The sequence below is a fragment of the Herbaspirillum sp. GW822-FHT03A08 genome (assembly GCF_058801885.1).
The window spans coordinates 771,705-791,163 of record NZ_JBXANR010000002.1 but is presented as its reverse complement, the minus strand read 5'-3'; the positions used below and the strand labels follow the sequence as shown (position 1 = coordinate 791,163).

Below are 19,459 nucleotides of genomic sequence, written 5' to 3'. Positions count from 1 at the left end.
ATTATTGCAAATAGGCCGGCTTCGTCAGATCGTCCGGCGCCAGCCTTGGCAGAGCGTACTCGACAAGGACCATTTCCGTCTGAGTGGCGTGCACTTTGGCGACAGCGATGGCTGTCTTGTATCGCCTGATATCGTCAATGGCAGGCACGGTGTTCTGCCCTTTCGCAGCCTGTGCGGCAATGTTCATGATGGCCGCAAGCGCGGCGCTTGCTCTGTCGTGCGCTGCCTTAAGCTCGACCAGACTATGCAGCAAAGCCTCTTTCTTTTCCATCATCCTTCCCTCCTGATTGACTACTAAATTTAGTGCATGCGCAGGAAAAAATCCAAGGGTGTTTTCTTCAGGCTATTGTCAGGAAAAACGAAGTCCGCTCCCGAGGATTTTTTACGTCGCCGTCGCCATTGGCCGGAGACTCCGACAGGACAAGGCCGGACGCGGACCGTCCATCTGCGTGGCTGACTGCCGATAACGCCGGAAAACACGCCCTATTGGCGTTCCGGATCGCCGACTTCCTGTTGTCCTACACGCTAATCGGTGTTTCTACACCTCCCCAACCGATGGCTGGCTAGGGATACTTCAACTCCGCCATGCGATTCTCGTAAGTACGTCTACGTGAGTAGCCCGGCAGCACATCAACTGCGATAAATCGAAAAATGCAGCAATGCACACAAGGTGCGTTTCTGCCGGGGGAAACGGCATGAAATCAATAATAAATCCGTCAGCCGGTATGGCTTGTAGCGAGCCATCCATCTCGTCTCACGCTTCCAGTACGGCCGGCCCTGCCCGGCGCACGCACTCCATTTGCGAAGGCCGGCGCCGCAGTTTGCGAGCCTTTTACCACTGCCTTGTCTGATCGCTGCACAAAGCTGCAGCACAAGAGTGTCACCACAAGGCATTCACCGATGTACGCCTGGCATTTTTCATGCCGACAACAACTATCACCACCAGAGGGAAGACAATGCCTAACAATACGGATGCTGCTCAATTGACAGCAATTCTGCAGAAATTCAGTGAACAGATTCTTGTGAGCTGGGTCGATCAACTGAAATCCAAAGCCATGACTTTTGACGGCGGCGCCGGCGAGGCGACGCGCAAACACTGCGCGCAGTTCCTCACCTTGCTGCACAGCGCAGCAAAAAGCGGCCAGCTGGATAATATCGATGCGCGGGAATGGGAAGACGTGCGGCAACTGCTCAGTGAAGTGTCGCAGGCGCGCGCGCGTCAGGGATCGACTCCCAGCGAAACTGCGACGTTTGTATTTTCGCTGAAGCAGGCGCTCTTTCCGTTTCTGCGCACAGAACTGGCTTCCCAGCCGGAAGCACTGGCCAGCGCCACCTGGTCCATCACCATGCTGCTTGAGCAGTTGGGCCTGTACACGATGCAAGTCTTCCAGGAAAGCCGCGATCGCATCATTGCGCGCCAGCAGCAGGAACTGCTGGAGCTGTCCACGCCGGTGGTCAAGCTATGGCAAAACGTCCTCGCCTTGCCATTGATCGGCACGCTCGACAGCGCCCGTACGCAGGTTGTGATGGAAAACCTCTTGCAAAAGATCATCGAGACCGGCGCCGCCATTGCCATTATCGATATCACCGGTGTGCCGACGGTCGATACGCTGGTTGCCCAGCATCTGCTCAAGACCATCGCGGCGGCGCGGCTGATGGGCGCTGACTGCATCATCAGCGGTATTCGTCCGCAGATCGCCCAGACCATCGTGCATCTCGGCGTCAACCTGGAAGATGTCATCACCAAGGCGACACTGGCCGATGCCTTCCTGATCGCACTGGAACGCACCGGCGCCAGGATCGTCGCCGGCGACAAGGGTTAAATCAGGCATGGAACGCATTCCCATTCTTCGCATGGGGGACCTCCTGTTGGTCACCATCCAGGTCGACATGCATGACCGTCTCGCGATGACGTTGCAGGATGACCTGACCGAGCGCATCGTCAAAGACCAGGCCAAAGGCGTGCTGATCGATATTTCCGCGCTCGATCTGGTGGACTCCTTCATCGGCCGCATGATCAGCAATACCGCGGCCATGGCCAGTGTCCTCGATGCCAGCACCGTGGTCGTCGGCATGCAGCCGGCGGTCGCTATCACGCTGGTTGAGCTGGGCTTGACGCTGACCGGCGTCAAGACCGCGTTAAACGTCGAAAAAGGCATTGCTCTGCTGGAAAAGAGCATCCGCAGATGAGCGACGCGATCACGCCTACTTTTGAATTCGTATCCGTACTGGTTCCTCCCAGGGACGCTACGGCAAAACAATCGCAGACGCTGCCGTTGCATTCGGATGAACACGTCGTCATGTTGCGCAAGTCGGTCCGTGAACGCGTGATCGAGTTGAAATTCGGTCTGGTCGATCAGACCAAGCTGATCACCGCCGCCAGCGAGATCGCCCGCAATACGCTCAAATATGGCGGCGGCGGAGAGGTGCGTCTGTTCAATCTTGACGCTGAAATGAAGGTCGGCATCTGCATGACTTTTGTCGACGACGGCCCGGGCATCGCAGACACCCGCCAGGCGCTCACCGATGGCTACACCAGCGGCGGCGGACTGGGACTGGGACTGGGAGGCGCAAAACGCCTGGTCGATGATTTTGAAATTTGTACTGAACCAGGGAAAGGTACGGCAGTGACACTGATCAAATGGAAGCGATGCTGAGCCGCGGGCAACAAGTCTTCACGATTGCCCATGCGAGCGATATTTCTTCCGCGCGCCGCTATGCAGCGCAGCTGAGCCGTTTAATGGATTTCAGCGAAGTACAGGCCGGGCGACTGGCGATTATCGTCACTGAAGCCGCCACGAATATCCTCAAACATGCCGGTGACGGACTCATGCTGATTACGCCCGTTCAGAACGACATCAACAGCATCATTGAGGTGCTGGCGCTGGATCGCGGCAAAGGCATCGCCAACATCGGCCGCAGCCTCATCGACGGCGTCTCCACCAGCGGCACACAAGGGACCGGTCTTGGCGCGATGAAACGTCTTTCCCGGACCTTCGAAGCCTATACATCGCCAGGCAAAGGCAGTGCCTTCTATGCAACGATAGACAGCGCCGATACCGAAGCCGAGAACACCGCCGGCCCTGCCCCCGGTGGATTGCTGTATGCGGGCATTTGCATCCCCATCGCGGGCGAAGAGGAATGCGGAGATGCCTGGACTGTCGCGGTCGACGACAGCGGCGTGACCATCATGATGGCGGACGGCCTCGGCCATGGCCCGGAAGCCGCGCTCGCTTCCAATACGGCGGTGGCGACAGTCGGAAACTATCCGGGGCTGGCGCCGGCGCCGATGATGGAACATATCAACAAAGCGTTGCGTCCGACGCGCGGTGCAGCGATGGCCGTCGCGCGATATGCGGCGTCAGGCGCGGACCTTACCTTCGGCGGCATCGGCAATATCTCGGCATCGGTGCAAAACGCGGACACACGCAAACAGCTGGTGTCGCATAACGGCATCGTGGGACACAATATGCGCAAGGTGCAGGAGTTCACCGTCCCCTGGCCCAAAGACGCCGCCTTCATCATGTGTTCCGACGGTATCGCCACGCAATGGGAAATCAGTTCCTACCCAGGTTTAGTGGACGCTCACCCGGCATTGATTGCGGGCGTGATCTATCGCGATTTTTGCCGGCATCGCGACGACACATCCGTACTTGTCGTCAAACATCAACGATAAGACCATCATGATCCATCCCCTCTTCAGCCTGGGCATCGGCAGCGAACAAGATGTCGTCACGGTGCGCCAGCGTGCGCGTGAAATGTCCGCGCTGCTCGACTTCGGCGCGCAGGATCAGGTGCGCGTGGCAACCGCCGTGTCGGAACTTGCGCGAACCGTGTTTTCTTACGCCTCCGGCGGCCATGTCGAATTCGAGGTTTCCAGAAAAGGAACCTTGCATGCACTGACGATCCGTGTCAAAAGCCGCGGCGGCGATACGCGTACTCCGGCATCCGCCGACAGTCAGACGTGGCGGCAGAATGAAGCCCTTGATGCGGCAGTCGTCAATGCGCATCGCCTGATGGACGGTTGCGAGGTCAAGGACGATGGGCGCGTCTTGCACATCACGCTGAAAAAGATGCTGCCGGCAAATCTGGCGCTGACGCAGGACAAAATCCTCAATATCGTCAAGCTGGCTTCGCAGCAACCGCTCACCAGCACTTATCAGGAAGTCCAGCTGCAGAACAAGGAGCTCCTGTTCACGCTCGCCGAGTTGCGCGTCAAGCAGGACGACCTGCTATCCCTCACGCAAGAGCTGGAAGACACCAATCGCGGCGTGCTCGCTCTGTATGCCGAGATCGAAGAAAAGGCTGAGCGGCTGCGCGAGGCTGATGCCATGAAATCGCGCTTTCTCTCCAACACCAGCCACGAGCTGCGCACGCCGCTAAGCTCAATCCGCGCGCTGTCGCAAATCCTGCTCGACCGTATTGACGGCGAGCTGACGGTGGAACAGGAGAAGCAGATCCAGTTCATCTATCAGGCGGCGACCAACCTCTCCGACCTGGTCAACGATCTGCTTGATCTCGCCAAAATCGAGGCCGGCAAGACCGATATCAATTGCAGCAACTTCACGACCGAAGATTTATTCAGCACCTTGCGCGGCATGCTGCGTCCGCTGTCCGAGAGAGCAACCGTCGAGCTGTTTTTTGAAGAAGCGCCCCCGATCGAGCTCTGCACCGATGAGGGCAAGCTGTCGCAGATCCTGAGAAACTTCATCTCCAACGCACTCAAGTTCACCGAGGTCGGTTCGGTACATGTCTTTGTCACGCATGATGCCGGGCACCAGACCATACGGTTTAATGTGGCGGACACCGGCATCGGGATTGCGCCTGAAAATCTCCAGTTCGTGTTTGAGGAATTCAGTCAGATCGAGAGTCCCTTGCAGCGCCGGGTGAAGGGAACCGGCCTTGGATTGCCGCTCTGCAAAAAGCTCGCAGCCTCGCTGGAAGGATATGTCGAGCTATCCAGCGAAGTGGGAAAAGGCTCTGTTTTCTCCGTTGTGCTGCCGGTCCGCTATTCCGGAAGCGATGCGACTCGTGCAGGAACTCCTTCCATCGTCTCACCTAAAAAGGGTTCACTGTGAACCAGCCAATTTCAGCCTTGATTCTTAACGTCGACGACGACGACGGCGCGCGTTATGCCAAAACGCGCATCCTTCAGGTAGCAGGTTTCGACGTCATTGAAGCCGCCAGCGGCGCCGACGCGCTAGCGCTGGTTCAGGAGAAGATGCCCGATCTCGTCTTGCTGGATGTCAAGCTGCCGGATATCAATGGCATCGAGGTGTGCCGCCGCATCAAATCGGAGCCTGCTTCAGCCACGGTATTGGTGCTGCAGACGTCGGCCGCGTTGACCGGCCGCGCCGACAAGGTGCGCGGACTGGAAGGGGGCGCCGACAACTATCTGGCGGCGCCGATTGGTGCCGACGAACTGGTCGCCAACGTCAATGCATTGCTCCGCCTGCGTCACACGCAGGCCGCACTGGTCGAAACGGAAGAGCGTTTTCGCGAGCTGGCTGAAAACATCACCGACGTCTTCTGGATATTTTCACTGGAAGAGCGAGCCTTGCTCTATGTCAGCCCGGCGTATGAAATACTCTGGGGAAAATCACGCCACACCCTGGCGGAAAATCCGGATGCCTGGCTGGCCGCGCTGCACCCGGACGACCTGATACGGATACGCAACAGCTTTGAAGGCATGTATCGGGACCGCCACTACGATGAGGAGTACCGCATCATCCTTCCGGCCGGCCAGGTGCGCTGGGTGCGCGACCGGGGCTTTCCCGTGCGCGACGTGCGCGGTTCCGTCTATCGCATGGCGCGCATTACCAGCGACATCACAAACACCAAAGAAGCCGAGCGGGCGCTGCGCGAAGCGGATATCCATAAAGACGAGTTCATCGCCACGCTGGCGCATGAGCTGCGCAATCCGCTGGGGCCGATCCGCAATGCCATCGCCATCATGCACAAGATTTCGCCGCCAGAACTAAAGCAGCTGTCGGCCGCATATGGTGTGATCTCACGGCAAGTCGATCACATGGCGCATCTGGTCAATGATCTGCTGGATGTTGCCCGCATCTCACGCGGGAAAATCTCCATGACGCAAGAAGTCGTCAACATCGATGACATCATCGATGCCGCACTGGAAACCTCGCTGCCGTTCATCGAAGAACGCGGGCATACCCTTGAGCTTCACCGTAGTCCCAATAACACCATCTTGCTCGGCGATCCGATCCGTCTGGCGCAAGCGGTCAGCAATCTGCTTAACAACGCGGCAAAGTACACACCTTATGGCGGAAAAATCGGCGTCGCCGTCACCAGCGGACCAGGCAACATGGTCAGTGTGACGGTGAGCGACAACGGCATTGGCATTGCGCCGGATCGCGCCGGCAACATCTTTCAATTGTTTTCCCAGGGAGAGACATCGCCCGATCGCGCCCAGGATGGCCTGGGCATTGGCTTGTCCCTGGTGAAGCAGATCGCCGAGCTGCACAAAGGCGCAGTGCGCATGGAAAGCCGCGGTGCCGGTCTGGGTAGTGCCTTCATTCTGGTATTGCCGGTAGAAAAAACGCTTCCCGGCAATCCGGTCGATGCGGACGGCGCCGGGTCTGAACAGGATCCTGCCATCAGGAAGGTGCTGATCGTCGACGACAATGCTGATGCAGCAGAAATGACGGCAATGCTCTTGTCGACCTACGGCCATATCGTCGAAACGGCAGAAGACGCCACATCGGCGTTGCGCAAGGCAGGAGACTTATTGCCGGACGTCATACTTCTCGATATCGGTTTGCCGGGAACGGACGGCTACACGGTAGCACGCAGTTTGCGTAAAGATCCGCGCTTTTTCGACACGACATTGATTGCACTGACGGGATACGGCACGACGCGCGATCGCGAGCGATCGATGGATGCCGGTTTCGACCATCATGTCGTAAAACCCGCTTCAGTCGAGCAGTTGCTGGCATTGATCGAGGCGCCGCCGGAATGACAGAATATTTGCCCGGGTGACCCGTCGTTCGGAAAAACAGAATCGGTGTGACGCGCTTCCTGATTTCAGCGCTCTGTGCTTCAACTCTGGCCGGTGAAAGACCCTGTGGACGTTGCCAACAGCATTGTCATGTTCACTGAGCCGGTCAGGAAATCTTCTTCAGGCGTTCTCGTATCCACTGGCGGCTATAGGAAAGTGTCTGTGCCGCCATTCTGGTAGGAAAATGAATGAATCCATGTGGCGCGTCAGGTACCAGATGGGTTTCCACAGGGGCGCATGTGTTCCATCGTTCAGCCATTTCCAGAGTGTCATCCCTGAGAGGGTCCAGTGCCCCGACGAACATGAGCGCAGGGGGAAGACCTGTGAATTCTCCATACAGAGGGGACAGAGGCGGCAATCGGCGCTGTGAATCATCAAGATCCGGCGTGAGCATTCGGAATGCGGAGACCATGCCAGGCCCGTCAAGTATCAGCGTGTCCGCGTCTGCCTGGCGAACGCTGGCCGTGCCTCCAACGTCGTAGACACCATAATAGAGGATAGCGCCTTCCACGCGGCGAAGCAGATCAGGCCATTCTTTCAGCCGGAGAAGCGCCGCTGCCGCCAGGTGCCCGCCGGCAGACTCGCCAATGATGAAGACCGGCAAGTCCCGATATTCACGCAGCCCTTCCCCAAGCACCCAGCGTGCGGCGGCATCGACGTCGTCCATGAGCCCCCAAATGGATGTTCTGCCAAAAAGCCGGTAGTCGACAGAGATAACCGCGAGGTTGCATTCGGACGCCATCGCCAGGTTTTGCGGATCGTTCATCTGGGCGTTGCCGATTACCCATCCTCCTCCATGAACGTCCAGGACGAGGCCCTGAACCGGCCCTGAAGGTCTGATAATTCGAACGGGGACCCGGATGTCGCCGACCGTGATTACCCGGCGTTCGACGTGAACGCCCTGCCGCTCCATTCTGTAAGTCCCGCCTATCTGAGAAAGACGCAGTAATGCTTGAATAAGGACGGGAGTGAATCGATTCCAGATCTTAAAGCGGGGCGCCCACGCCAGCTTGCGATTAAAGCGCTTTGCCTCGGCAATAGTTGGTTCGTCAAAAAGCAGAGGCATATAAGAGAAGAAGGAGAGAGATGGGATTTTTGCCACAACGGGCGCGAGGACGACGTTATTTCTGTCTGCCGGTGCCAACTTCGGCGGGAGACCGCCCAACTATGCTTTTTCCGTGCGGTTAAGGCTATCGGACGAAAACGGTTAGCACGGTCAGATTCCATTACCGAGACACACCTTCTTGTTGACCTACACGCAATGAAGTTCTTTTCTGATCGCGGCTTTGCCTCGCTTGTTAAATACTCTCAACGTGGGCAACAGTTCGCCCCGGGCACAAAACAAAGTGAACACCCATGGCCGTGAAGCAGCATACGCAGCTATTGCTGGCAAAGGACAAGGAAGCACCATGCACAATTTTCTCAATTTAGGAATCATGGTCATCGGCGTCATCCTGGCCTGCTCAGGGTGGCTGGTGTGGATGTTCCTCAGGACTTGGGAATATTGGGATCGCATCGAAGCAGACGGCGACGCCCTTTACCAGTCCTCCGAAATTGCCGAGCGGGAAGTGCCGTTGTAGAACGGCTGCTTTCACATGCTGAATGCATCAATGAATTACAGTTAGCGAGGATTTATGTCGTCCAGTGCCGCCAGCAAGATGAATGCTGAATTTCCACGTCGCCAACAACAAGGAAGCGGAGACGTCGGAACCGCTAGGTCGCTTTACCATCTTCTTGCTGCGCCTTATCCAGGTGCAGATGCGAAGGAGCTGGGTGGCGACTATCTGAAGCAGCAACTGGAGGCGGCGTCCGGATTGCCGTCCGATCTGCCTGACTCGCCGACCGGACTACAGGACTGGATTGCGCGCCGGATAGAAAATATCGGTACACAGTACGCGACCTATCTGGCCGAGCGCAAAGCCGGCGGTCCACGCCGTTATTTCAGCAACAAGTCGCATGCACTATATTTTTTACGCGCCGTGGCGCCGACAAAACTGGTCGACGGTTCCTGGCTATATGGCACATTGCGCTATTGGCGAGACGTTCGGTTTCGCCCTCTGGTTCTGACTTACCTTGAAGAACTCGGTGACGGCGACGCCGCCATGAACCACGTCACCCTCTATCGAAAACTGCTCGCAACGCATGATTGCGAGGATTGGGATTCGCTCGCCGACGATCATTTCATACAAGGCGCGATCCAATTGGCGCTCGCTTATCAGGCCGGCGACAACTTGCCTGAGGTGATCGGCTATAACCTCGGCTATGAGCAGCTTCCTTTGCATCTGTTGATTACTGCGTATGAGCTTAACGAGCTGGGTATCGATCCTTATTACTTTACGCTGCATGTGACGATCGACAACGCATCGACCGGCCATGCCGCCAAAGCGACGCAGGTGGTCGGCGAATTGGTGCTGCAGGAGAAGGATCCTCAGGACTTTTACCGTCGTATTCAAAACGGCTACCGGTTGAATGACCTGGGTCTCAGCACGCTGGCCGCCATTGAGAATTTCGATCTCGAGGAAGAACTCGTGGCGATCTTGCAGGCGAAGGCTGCGGTCGGTCAAAACATGCACTCCGACTATTGCCGCTTCGGCGGTAAAACCGTGAATGAATGGCTGAAAGAACCTGCCTTGATCAAACAGTTTCTTGCCGAACTGGAACAAGCCGGATGGATCCGGCGCGGTGAAGATCCTGCCGGGAGTCGCTTCTGGCGTCTGATCAATGATGCCGGTGCAGAAATGTTCGGCGTATTTAACGCCTACGAGGCGCAACTTCTGAGCGACTGGATTCAGGCGTCGCCGGACAGCGCCGCACCACGCCGGGAACCGAGTTTTCGTGCGCTGCAGCGGCAGCGTGCACAAAAGAGAGAAGCCGAAAAGCGCAGCGGCAACAGTCTGTCGCCGCGCATGCGCCTGGTGGTGCCGGGCCAGATCGATGGCGCGACTATTGAGCAGAAACTGATCGTGACTTCGGCAGATGCGTTATCCGCTCCCGATGTAGCCGGCGCCGGTATGGAGGAGATGATCGCGTCGCTTTCGCCGGGCCTGCATCACACACCCGAAGGACTTGCTGCCACGCGGTTGTTCAGCGCGACAGTGCGTGCCGGCACGGATGATCCGTTATCCGTCTGAGCGCCCCTTTCAACGCAAGCTTTTCTCTGCATCACCGATCATCATTCACCGGCAACCGAATACCCAAGACTGCGACTATCTCCCTACTTTTTCGCGAGGTCCGCCATGCCGACATCCGACAATCCGACGAACATGCCGCCGCAACATCAGAACCATCAGCCCGGCGATGAATATGCCATGCGACCCCGGCCGCAAAGCAGTTCGCGTCTGCAGGCGCCGGGTACGCGGCTGAGCCAGAAAGTGGCATTGATCACCGGCGGCGACAGCGGTATCGGACGAGCGGTAGCGATTGCTTTCGCGCGGGAAGGTGCCACCGTGGTCGTGGTGTATCTCGACGAACATGAAGACGCCGTCGAGACCCAGCGTCTGGTGCGCGAGGCAGGCAGCGAATGCTGGCTGTTTCCGGGTGACGTCGGCTCGGAAAAATTCTGTAAGGAAGTGATGCAGGCGACCATCGACAAATGCGGCAAACTCGACGTCCTGGTCAATAACGCGGCCCAGCAATTCCCCTCCAATGACATCGAAAAGATCACTGAAGAGCAGTTGGAAAAAACTTTCCGCACCAATATCTTTTCCATGTTTTACATGGTCAAGGCGGCGCTGCCTTATCTGGTGTCGGGCGCCCGTATCATCAACACCGCGTCCGTCACGGCGTATCGGGGCAGCGCGCATTTGCTGGACTATTCCGCCACCAAGGGCGCGATCGTCGCCTTTACACGGTCGCTGGCCCAGCAACTGGTCAAGCATGAGATTCACGTCAATGCAGTCGCACCGGGACCGGTCTGGACGCCGCTGATTCCAGCCAGTTTCTCCGCGGAAGAAGTCGCCCAATTCGGCACCAACGTACCCATGGGACGGCCCGGCCAACCCTACGAAATTGCGCCGGCCTATGTGTTCCTGGCGACCGACGGCGCGGACTACATGACCGGGCAGGTGTTGCATCCCAACGGCGGTGAAATCATTAACGGTTGAGGTTGGCCGGATTCGGCCGGATTCCATCGAAGCCGAAGAGAACGCCGGCGTGCCGCCCCTGTTCACTGAGAAGGACATGCATGAGCGACATGGTCGTGGTGCGCAAGGAAGGCCTGTATTGCGTTCCCGGAGATTTTTATATCGATCCCTGGCGTCCGGTGGAACGCGCCGTAATCACGCATGCCCATGCCGACCATGCACGCATGGGACATCGGCAATATCTGGCTTCGGAAGCCGGTGCCGGCATTCTGCGCGCACGCCTCGGCGAGATCAGCCTGGATGCGCTGCCGTATGGCGAATCCATCCTGCATCACGGCGTCAAGCTGTCGCTGCACCCGGCGGGGCATGTACTGGGTTCGGCGCAGTTACGCATGGAGCACCGCGGCGAAGTGTGGGTCGCATCGGGCGATTACAAGCTGGAAGCGGACGGTACCTGCACACCCTTTGAAAGCGTGCGCTGCGACACCTTCATCACCGAGTCCACTTTCGGCATGCCGATCTATCGCTGGCAACCGCAGGCAGAAATCCTCGACGACATCAATGCATGGTGGCGCGGCAACGCAGAAAATGGCCGTACCAGCGTCATGTTCTGCTACGCCTTCGGCAAGGCGCAACGCATTCTGCACAGTCTGGACGCAGGCATCGGCCCCATCGTCAGCCATGGCGCCGTGGAGCCGCTGAACCGCTTGTATCGGGAGGCGGGCGTGACCTTGCCGGCCACCCTGGCCGTCGGCGACGTGACCGGCAAAGCCGGCCTGAAGCGCGCACTGGTACTGGCGCCGCCGTCAGCATCGGGCTCGCCGTGGATGCGCCGCTTCGGCGACTACAGCGACGCGTTCGCCAGCGGCTGGATGCGCTTGCGCGGCGCGCGGCGCCGCCGCGGCGTCGATCGCGGCTTCATCCTGTCCGATCATGCAGACTGGCCCGGCCTGCTCAGCGCCATCGAAGCCAGCGGCGCGCAGCGCGTCATCGTCACGCATGGCCAGATTCCGATCATGGTGCGCTGGCTGCTGCAACAGGGACTGGATGCCGGCGCGTTCGATACCGAATACGGCGGCGAGGAGGAAGCCGCTGCGGATACAACCACCGATGCAAACCCGGCCGCGGCTGCAGAGGCGGACCACACTCCGGTATCGCCGCCACGCGGAGAGCAGGAGGGAGACGGCGATGCGTGATTTCTCCCATCTGTATGCCGAGCTGGATGCAACCACCGCCACCAATCGCAAACTTGAGGCGCTGCAGCTTTATTTCGGACGCGCCGACGCTGCGGACGCGGCGTGGGCGGTGTATTTCCTGGCAGGCGGCAAGCCGCGCCAGGCGGTTCCCACCAAGGTGCTGCGACACTGCGCCATGCAATATGCGCAGATCGACGAATGGCTGTTCGAAGAGTGCTACCAGGCAGTCGGCGATCTTGCGGAAACCATCGCACATATCCTGCCGCCCGCCACGCACGGCGACGATCTCGGTCTGGCGCACTGGATGCAGGAGCGTATCGCGCCGTTGCGCGGCGCCGATGCCGAAACGATTCGCAGCGCCTTGTTCATGTATTGGGATCTGCTCGACTGGCAGGGCCGCTTCCTGCTGACAAAACTGATCGGCGGCGCTTTTCGCGTCGGCGTATCGAAACTGCTGGTGACGCGCGCGCTGGCCGCCGTCGCGCAGGTCGATGCGAAACTGGTCGCGCAGCGGCTGGTCGGCTGGACCGACGGCAACAAGCAGCCGACCGCCGCCGGTTTCGCCGACCTCATTGCGCCGCCGTCGGATGCCGATCACCAGCGGCGCGGCGGCCAGCCGTATCCGTTTTTCCTCGCGCATCCCTTGCTGGAAGAACCGGCATCGCTCGGCGATGTGGACGACTGGCAGGTGGAATGGAAGTATGACGGCATTCGCGCCCAGCTGGTGCATCGCGGCCAGGGAAGCTGGCTATGGTCGCGCGGCGAAGAGTTGATCACAGACCGCTTCCCCGAACTGGCACAGCTGCCTTTGCCGCAAGGTACGGTCATCGACGGCGAGATCGTGATACGCCGCGGCGACGCCATCGCGCCTTTCGCAGAACTGCAAAAACGCATCGGCCGCAAAACGCTGTCTGCCCGCTTGCTGGCCGACTATCCCGCCGCCATCATCGCCTACGATCTGCTGGAGCTGGAGGGCGAAGATCTGCGCGGCATGCCGCAGCAGCAGCGGCGCCGATTGCTGGAGCAGCTGACGGCGAATCATCCGGCGCCCGCGCTGGCGTTGGCGCCCTTGATCGAAGCCGCCGACTGGCAAGCGCTGGCCGCCCTGCGCGCGACTTCGCGCGAGCGCGGCGTCGAGGGCATGATGCTCAAGGCGAAGGAAGCGCACTACGGCATCGGCCGCACCAAGAATGTCGGCACCTGGTGGAAATGGAAAATCGATCCCTACGCGGTCGATGCGGTGCTTATCTACGCCCAGAGCGGCCACGGCCGCCGCGCCTCGCTATACACCGACTACACCTTCGCGGTGTGGGACGATGACCCGGACAGCGGGACGGGAGAGCGCAAGCTGGTGCCGTTCGCCAAAGCCTATTCCGGGCTGACCGATGCGGAAATCGCGCGCGTCGATCAGGTCATCCGCAAAAGCACCATCGAGAAATTCGGCCCGGTACGCAGTGTGCAACCGAGCATGGTGTTTGAAATCGGCTTCGAGGGCATCGCCGCCTCGCCGCGCCATAAAGCCGGCATCGCCGTGCGCTTTCCGCGCATCCTCCGTATTCGCGAAGACAAACCGATAGCCGAGGCCGATACGCTGTCGGCCTTGAAGGCGCTGCTTGCTGCTTCAGCTCCTGCTTCAGATGCGACTGAACTCACCCCGCCGGAGAACAGCCATGCGCCGGACCGCTCCTGACTCCGGTATTCAAGGCACGCAGGCGGAAGCCGGCGCACCCGGCGCCGCACGCAGGCGCACACCGGTCGAACAATGGTTCGCCGCGCGCAGCTGGAAGATATTTCCTTTTCAACGTGCTGTCTGGCAAGCCGCCCTGCTCGGAGAATCCGGACTGCTGCATGCCAGCACCGGCTCCGGAAAAACTTACGCCGTATGGTTCGCCGCCTTGCAACATGCCGTCCCTGGATTGGGAAAACCCGGCCCCGTATCCGCAGCGGCGTCCACGCCAGACAGGCCGAAAACGCGCAGCAAGGCAACTACGGAAACCGGCTTGCGCATCCTCTGGATCACGCCGATGCGTGCGCTGGCAGCCGACACTGCGCGCGCACTGGAAGAACCCTTGGCAGCCTTGCTGCCCACATGGACCATCGGCAGCCGCACCGGCGACACCAGCGGCAGCGAACGCGCGCGCCAGATGCGCAGTTTGCCCGGCGTCCTGATCACCACGCCGGAGAGCCTGTCGCTGCTATTGAGCCAACCCGATGCCGCCGCACGCTTCGACCAGCTCGACGCCGTCATCGTCGACGAGTGGCATGAACTCATGGGCAGCAAACGCGGCGTGCAGACCCAACTGGCGCTGGCGCGTTTGCGCCGATGGCGGCCGACGCTGATGGTATGGGGCTTGTCGGCCACGCTGGGCAACCTGCAGCAATCCAAAGACGCCTTGCTCGGCGCCGGTCGCGGCGTGCTGGTACAGGCCGTCACGCGCAAGAAGATCGTGGTCGACACGCTGATCCCGGAACATCCGTCGCGCTTCGCCTGGGGCGGCCATCTCGGCATGCAAATGTTGGGAGCGGTCGTGCAGGAGATCGACCGCTATGCGGGCACGCTGGTGTTTACCAACACCCGTTCGCAGGCCGAACTCTGGTATCAGAACTTGTTGGCCGCGCGCCCCGACTGGGCGGGACTGATCGCCCTGCATCACGGTTCGCTCGACCGTGAAGTGCGCGAATGGGTTGAAGTGGCCATCAAGACCGGGCAGCTCAAAGCAGTCGTCTGCACCTCCAGCCTGGACCTTGGCGTCGACTTTGCGCCGGTGGAGCGCGTACTGCAGATCGGCAGTGCGCGCGGGGTGGCGCGACTGCTGCAGCGCGCCGGTCGCAGCGGCCACTCGCCGGGACGCGTATCGCGCGTGACGCTGGTGCCGACCAATACGCTGGAGCTGCTCGAAGCAGCGGGCGCCCGCAAGGCCGTCGCCGCCGGACAGGTCGAACAGCGGCCGGTACCCAACGTGCCGCTGGACGTACTGGTGCAGCATCTGGTGACGATCGCGCTGGGCGGCGGCTTCCGTTCGCAGGAGCTGTACGACGAAGTGCGCAGCGCCTATTCCTATCGGGAACTGCGCCCCGACCAGTGGCAATGGGCGCTGGATTTTGTGGCGCGCGGCGGACAGAGTCTGATCGCCTATCCGGAATACCAGCGCGTCGTGCCGGACGCCGACGGCGTGTATCGCGTTCCCGACGCTGCCATCGGCCGCCGCCATCGCATGGGCATCGGCACCATCGTCTCCGACGCCAGCATGCAGGTGCAGTATCTGCGCGGCGCGCGCATCGGCACCATCGAAGAGGCCTTCATCGCGCGCCTGCGCAAGGGCGATCGCTTCCTGTTCGGCGGCCGCATGCTGGAGTTCATTCGCGTGCATGAGATGACCGCCTACGTCCGTCGCGCCGTTAGCGGATCCGGTGCGGTGCCGCGCTGGCAAGGCGGCCGCATGCCATTGTCGTCGACGCTGGCGCACGCTGTGCTGGACTGCCTGGAGCAGGCTACCCACGATGACTATCCCGGACCTGAAATGCAGGCGGTCAAGCCTTTGCTGGCCTTGCAGCAAAAATGGTCTGCGCTGCCGACCGCGCGTCAGCTGGTGGTGGAATACCTGCAGAGCCGCGAAGGCCATCATCTGTTTTTCTATCCGTTTGCCGGCCGGCTGGTGCATGTCGGACTGGCGTCGCTGCTGGCTTATCGGATGGCGCGGCAGCGCGCGGCGACGTTCTCCATCGCCGTCAACGACTACGGTTTCGAATTGCTGAGTACGACGCCGATCGACATTGCCGCATTCTTCACGCCGTCGGCGATGTCGATAATCGGAGGAGAGCTGTTCTCTTCCGAGAATCTGCTCGACGACGTGATCGCCAGTCTGAACGCCACCGAACTGACGCAGCGCCGCTTCCGCGAAATCGCGCGTATCTCCGGACTGGTGTTTCAGGGATTTCCCGGCCAGCCGAAAAGCATGCGCCAGCTGCAGGCCTCGGCCAGCCTGTTCTTTGAAGTTTTTCGCAAGCACGATGCCGGCAACCTGCTGCTGACGCAGGCCCAGACCGAAGTGCTGGAGCAGGAACTGGAGCTGCAGCGCCTGCGCGACACCCTCGCCGAACTGCGCCAACGCTGCTTGCAGGTCTGTACCATCACGCGCGCGACGCCGTTCGGATTTCCGTTGATGGTGGAGCGCTTCCGCGAAAAACTGTCGACCGAAAAACTCAGCGACCGCGTCACGCGCATGCTGCAAGAACTGGAAAAGGCTGCCGCCAGATGAACGGAGATCAGGACGGCATCCGCATCACGCGACTCAATCGCGGCCTGCAGACCGTTACCGTCGGCGGCGCCGTCCTGACGATGCTGCCGCAACGCGCGTTGTGGTGGGAGCAACGCAGATTGCTCATCGTGGCCGACATTCATTTCGGCAAGGCCGCCGCCTTCCGAGCCGGCGGCGTGCCGGTCCCGCATGGTACGACGCGCAGCAATCTGGATGCGCTCGACGCCCTGATTGCCGCCTGCGATATTGCGCATATCGTTTTTCTCGGCGATTTTCTGCACGCAAAAACTGCACGCGCGCCGGCCACTCTGCAAGCGCTGCGACGCTGGCGCCATGCTCACGCTCAACTTGCGCTGACACTGGTGCGCGGCAATCACGACCGGCATGCAGGCGACCCGCCCGAGGAGCTGAATATGGTCGTGGCGGACGAACCCTTCCTGATGGGACCGCTGGCGTTTTGTCATCATCCGCAACGCGTAGAGGGTGCTTACACCCTGGCCGGGCACACGCATCCGGTTATTCGTCTGACAACCGGACGCGAATCGCTGCGGCTGCCCTGTTTCGTGTTCGGTCCGCATCAGGCGACGCTGCCGGCTTTCGGCGCGTTTACCGGCGGCCATGTCATCACCGCGGGAGCGCAGGAGAAGATTTTCATTTGCACTGACGACAAGGTATTTCTTTATCCGGCGTAACGGTTTCGGTTCCGGCCTGCATCGTCCTCACTTGCCGGCGGTACCCGCATATCTTTGTCCTCAGCCCACACTTCGTAGAGAACCGTCTTACTTCAAAAGGAAAGATGCGCCGACTGACGCCCAGCGCCCCCGGGAGCTAAGCTGTCAATGACAAGAGGCCAGCCGCTGAAAGCTTGAAAGGAAATGACATGCGCAGGAGACATCGACACAAAGCACCCATGATGCTGGCCGCCGGGGTGATGGCGTTGCTGGGATTGGGTTGCGTATTTTTACTGCGGATATTCTGGCTCGGCGCATAGCTTCGGCCGAATCATCATGCTTTCCGGCAATTGCGGACACCGAAGGGGAATAAGACGATGGCCGCCCCCGGTCCGCGTCTTCACAAATTATTCAACTCCGGGCAGCTTCCTGACCTCCTCCGTGAAATTGTCCGTTTTGCTTACACGCGGAAGAGCGGTTTTCCGGTCGCGGTCCCGGTGAGGACGGCAGATACTTCTCCCCACGGCGCAATGGTGCGTCGATACGGAGTACGGGAGTACGAGATGAACACTAGCCAAGACGCCATCGTGTTACTGAAAGCGGATCACAAGGAAGCAAAGGAGCTGTTCGATAAATACGAAAAAGTCAAAGACCATGCGACCGATGCTGAAAAAATGGATATCGCCAAGGATGTCTGCGCAGCTTTGCTGATTCATATGGAAATCGAAGAAAAAATTTTCTATCCCCGTGTGCGCGCGCAGATAGACGATGACGATCTGATGAACGAAGCCGAAGTCGAACACAACGGCGCCAAGGACCTGATCCGTCAACTGGGCGAGCTGGATCCGGGCGATCCCATGTTCGACGCGAAAATCAAAGTGCTCGGAGAGCAGATCGAGCATCACGTCAAAGAAGAAGAAACCGACATGTTCCCCAAGGTGCGCAGCGCCGGCATCGATCTCGACGCACTCGGTGCGGAATTGTTCGCAGCCAAAAACACCATGCGCGTGGAACACGGCATGCCTGCCGTTGCCGCAGCCTGATGACCGGCAATGAGGAGAACTGCCATGTCTGTCCATGATGAGAAATATATTCCTGTGCCGCTATTGCCTGTGACGACGCCGGACGATCCATTGTCTGCGACCGCCTATCTCGGCGAACGGTTTGAGTTTCCTAGTCAAAGAGATAATTGGGAACCGTTGAAAGCGGAGTATTTTTCCGACGCAGAGAAAGACAATGCGGGCGGTAGCGATTATCTGATGCACAGGCGCTAAGCAGCGTATGGGATGGGGTTCTGGAAACTATGAGGCAGCGTGTTGATTTGCATAGCAAGCTGGAGCGCCCCCTCGGGCTGGGCCAAGGTTGATCGGGAAACTAAGCCGCCTGCCGAGCTTGTTCTTATATTGAGCCTGATATAGGTAACACATTTTCAGGCCTGTCTTCTTCCCGCATCTATCCGCACCAAATATGTAACATCCTCTACAGCCCACTTATCCAGACGCTATTAGTCAAACTACCCGAACTATTTTTACTGAATATCGTGCCGACAAAGTGCCACTCGTTGTGTACTTAAGAAAATATTAGGCTATATAAATTATGAGGAGGTTGTCAAAAAAATTGTGTTAACAATAAAAAGCCCCAAGCGACAAGCACTTGGGGCCATTTGTTTACACCTCTAAACAATTCCGATCTTATAGGACCTAGAACGGAATATCGTCATCCATATCCGAGAAGTTCGGCGCGGGGCGTGCCGCCGCCGGGGCGCGGGCTGCACCGCCACCTCCGCCGCCACCGCTGCTCTGACGTGCAGGCGCGCCGCCGCCACCGCCGTAGCTGCCGCCGCCGTCATCCATCGATGCGCCGCCACCCATGCCTTGACGGCTGCCGAGCATTTGCATGGTGTCTGCGATGATTTCAGTGGTGTATTTTTCAACACCGTCTTTGTCGGTCCATTTGCGTGTTTGCAGACGGCCTTCTACGTAGACTTGCGAACCCTTCTTCAGATATTGGCCGGCGATTTCAGCCAGCTTGCGATAGAAGGTGATGCGGTGCCATTCGGTGAGTTCTTTCTTCTCGCCGCTGTTCTTGTCTTTCCAGCTCTCGGTCGTAGCGACGGCGACGTTGGTGACAGCTTCGCCATTGGGCATGTAACGCGTTTCCGGGTCACGTCCGAGGTTGCCGACGATGATGACTTTATTGACCGATGCCATTGTTTCTCCTGGATTTCACTAAA

At 59.3% G+C, this 19,459-nt stretch carries 18 protein-coding genes; 15 read left to right on the top strand and 3 right to left on the bottom strand.

The window, feature by feature from the left end; all coding sequences use genetic code 11:
- Position 1: 1 nt before the first annotated feature.
- Complete coding sequence (locus AC1RN6_RS08710) at positions 2-274, bottom strand: hypothetical protein (RefSeq protein WP_493004605.1); 273 nt, start codon at positions 272-274, stop codon at positions 2-4.
- Between the two features lie 682 nt (positions 275-956).
- Between AC1RN6_RS08710 and AC1RN6_RS08705 the strand changes: the two genes are divergently transcribed.
- The 6 genes from AC1RN6_RS08705 to AC1RN6_RS08680 are packed head-to-tail and all read left to right on the top strand — an operon-like array spanning position 957 to position 6,979.
- Positions 957-1,823 (top strand): STAS domain-containing protein, encoded by an 867-nt coding sequence (locus AC1RN6_RS08705; protein ID WP_493004603.1) that lies wholly within the window; start codon positions 957-959, stop codon positions 1,821-1,823.
- 7 nt (positions 1,824-1,830) lie between these two features.
- Positions 1,831-2,190 carry an STAS domain-containing protein gene (locus tag AC1RN6_RS08700; RefSeq protein WP_493004601.1) on the top strand — a complete coding sequence of 120 codons (360 nt, stop codon included), beginning with the start codon at positions 1,831-1,833 and terminating at the stop codon, positions 2,188-2,190.
- Complete coding sequence (locus AC1RN6_RS08695; protein WP_493004599.1) at positions 2,187-2,657, top strand: anti-sigma regulatory factor; 471 nt, start codon at positions 2,187-2,189, stop codon at positions 2,655-2,657. Before AC1RN6_RS08700 ends, AC1RN6_RS08695 begins: the two co-directional genes overlap by 4 nt.
- Positions 2,642-3,676, top strand: coding sequence for an ATP-binding SpoIIE family protein phosphatase (locus tag AC1RN6_RS08690; protein ID WP_493004597.1), 1,035 nt, complete (start codon positions 2,642-2,644; stop codon positions 3,674-3,676). Before AC1RN6_RS08695 ends, AC1RN6_RS08690 begins: the two co-directional genes overlap by 16 nt.
- Positions 3,677-3,683: 7 nt before the next feature.
- The gene (locus AC1RN6_RS08685) at positions 3,684-5,078 is read left to right on the top strand and encodes a sensor histidine kinase (protein ID WP_493004595.1); all 1,395 of its coding nucleotides are present in this window, start codon (positions 3,684-3,686) and stop codon (positions 5,076-5,078) included.
- On the top strand, positions 5,075-6,979 hold the full coding sequence (locus AC1RN6_RS08680; protein ID WP_493004593.1) for a hybrid sensor histidine kinase/response regulator: 1,905 nt from the start codon (positions 5,075-5,077) through the stop codon (positions 6,977-6,979). The genes AC1RN6_RS08685 and AC1RN6_RS08680 overlap by 4 nt, the downstream gene beginning before the upstream one ends.
- A gap of 145 nt (positions 6,980-7,124) precedes the next feature.
- Here the strand turns inward: AC1RN6_RS08680 and AC1RN6_RS08675 are convergent, their stop codons facing one another.
- Positions 7,125-8,183 (bottom strand): alpha/beta hydrolase fold domain-containing protein, encoded by a 1,059-nt coding sequence (locus tag AC1RN6_RS08675; RefSeq protein ID WP_493004591.1) that lies wholly within the window; start codon positions 8,181-8,183, stop codon positions 7,125-7,127.
- 244 nt (positions 8,184-8,427) lie between these two features.
- On the opposite strand from AC1RN6_RS08675, the gene AC1RN6_RS08670 reads away from it, so the two are divergent.
- From AC1RN6_RS08670 to AC1RN6_RS08630, 9 genes are all read left to right on the top strand, one after another.
- Positions 8,428-8,598, top strand: a complete 171-nt coding sequence (locus AC1RN6_RS08670) for a hypothetical protein (protein ID WP_493004589.1) — start codon at positions 8,428-8,430, stop codon at positions 8,596-8,598.
- Between the two features lie 54 nt (positions 8,599-8,652).
- Positions 8,653-10,149, top strand: coding sequence for an iron-containing redox enzyme family protein (locus AC1RN6_RS08665; protein ID WP_493004587.1), 1,497 nt, complete (start codon positions 8,653-8,655; stop codon positions 10,147-10,149).
- A gap of 105 nt (positions 10,150-10,254) precedes the next feature.
- Positions 10,255-11,121, top strand: a complete 867-nt coding sequence (locus AC1RN6_RS08660) for an SDR family oxidoreductase (protein ID WP_493004585.1) — start codon at positions 10,255-10,257, stop codon at positions 11,119-11,121.
- Between the two features lie 80 nt (positions 11,122-11,201).
- Positions 11,202-12,296, top strand: coding sequence for a ligase-associated DNA damage response exonuclease (locus AC1RN6_RS08655; RefSeq protein WP_493004583.1), 1,095 nt, complete (start codon positions 11,202-11,204; stop codon positions 12,294-12,296).
- Positions 12,289-13,986: an ATP-dependent DNA ligase gene (locus tag AC1RN6_RS08650; RefSeq protein ID WP_493004582.1), complete on the top strand. Its 1,698-nt coding sequence runs from the start codon at positions 12,289-12,291 to the stop codon at positions 13,984-13,986. The genes AC1RN6_RS08655 and AC1RN6_RS08650 overlap by 8 nt, the downstream gene beginning before the upstream one ends.
- On the top strand, positions 13,967-16,555 hold the full coding sequence (locus AC1RN6_RS08645) for a ligase-associated DNA damage response DEXH box helicase (RefSeq protein ID WP_493004580.1): 2,589 nt from the start codon (positions 13,967-13,969) through the stop codon (positions 16,553-16,555). The genes AC1RN6_RS08650 and AC1RN6_RS08645 overlap by 20 nt, the downstream gene beginning before the upstream one ends.
- Entirely contained in the window at positions 16,552-17,247 is a 696-nt protein-coding gene (gene pdeM, locus AC1RN6_RS08640; protein WP_493004578.1) for a ligase-associated DNA damage response endonuclease PdeM, read from the top strand. The genes AC1RN6_RS08645 and pdeM overlap by 4 nt, the downstream gene beginning before the upstream one ends.
- 542 nt (positions 17,248-17,789) lie before the next feature.
- The gene (locus AC1RN6_RS08635) at positions 17,790-18,269 is read left to right on the top strand and encodes a hemerythrin domain-containing protein (RefSeq protein ID WP_493004576.1); all 480 of its coding nucleotides are present in this window, start codon (positions 17,790-17,792) and stop codon (positions 18,267-18,269) included.
- A gap of 24 nt (positions 18,270-18,293) precedes the next feature.
- The gene (locus tag AC1RN6_RS08630) at positions 18,294-18,500 is read left to right on the top strand and encodes a hypothetical protein (protein WP_493004574.1); all 207 of its coding nucleotides are present in this window, start codon (positions 18,294-18,296) and stop codon (positions 18,498-18,500) included.
- A gap of 426 nt (positions 18,501-18,926) precedes the next feature.
- Here AC1RN6_RS08630 and ssb read toward each other — a convergent pair whose 3' ends face one another.
- Positions 18,927-19,436: a single-stranded DNA-binding protein gene (ssb, locus tag AC1RN6_RS08625; protein ID WP_493004573.1), complete on the bottom strand. Its 510-nt coding sequence runs from the start codon at positions 19,434-19,436 to the stop codon at positions 18,927-18,929.
- Between the last annotated feature and the right edge of the window lie 23 nt (positions 19,437-19,459).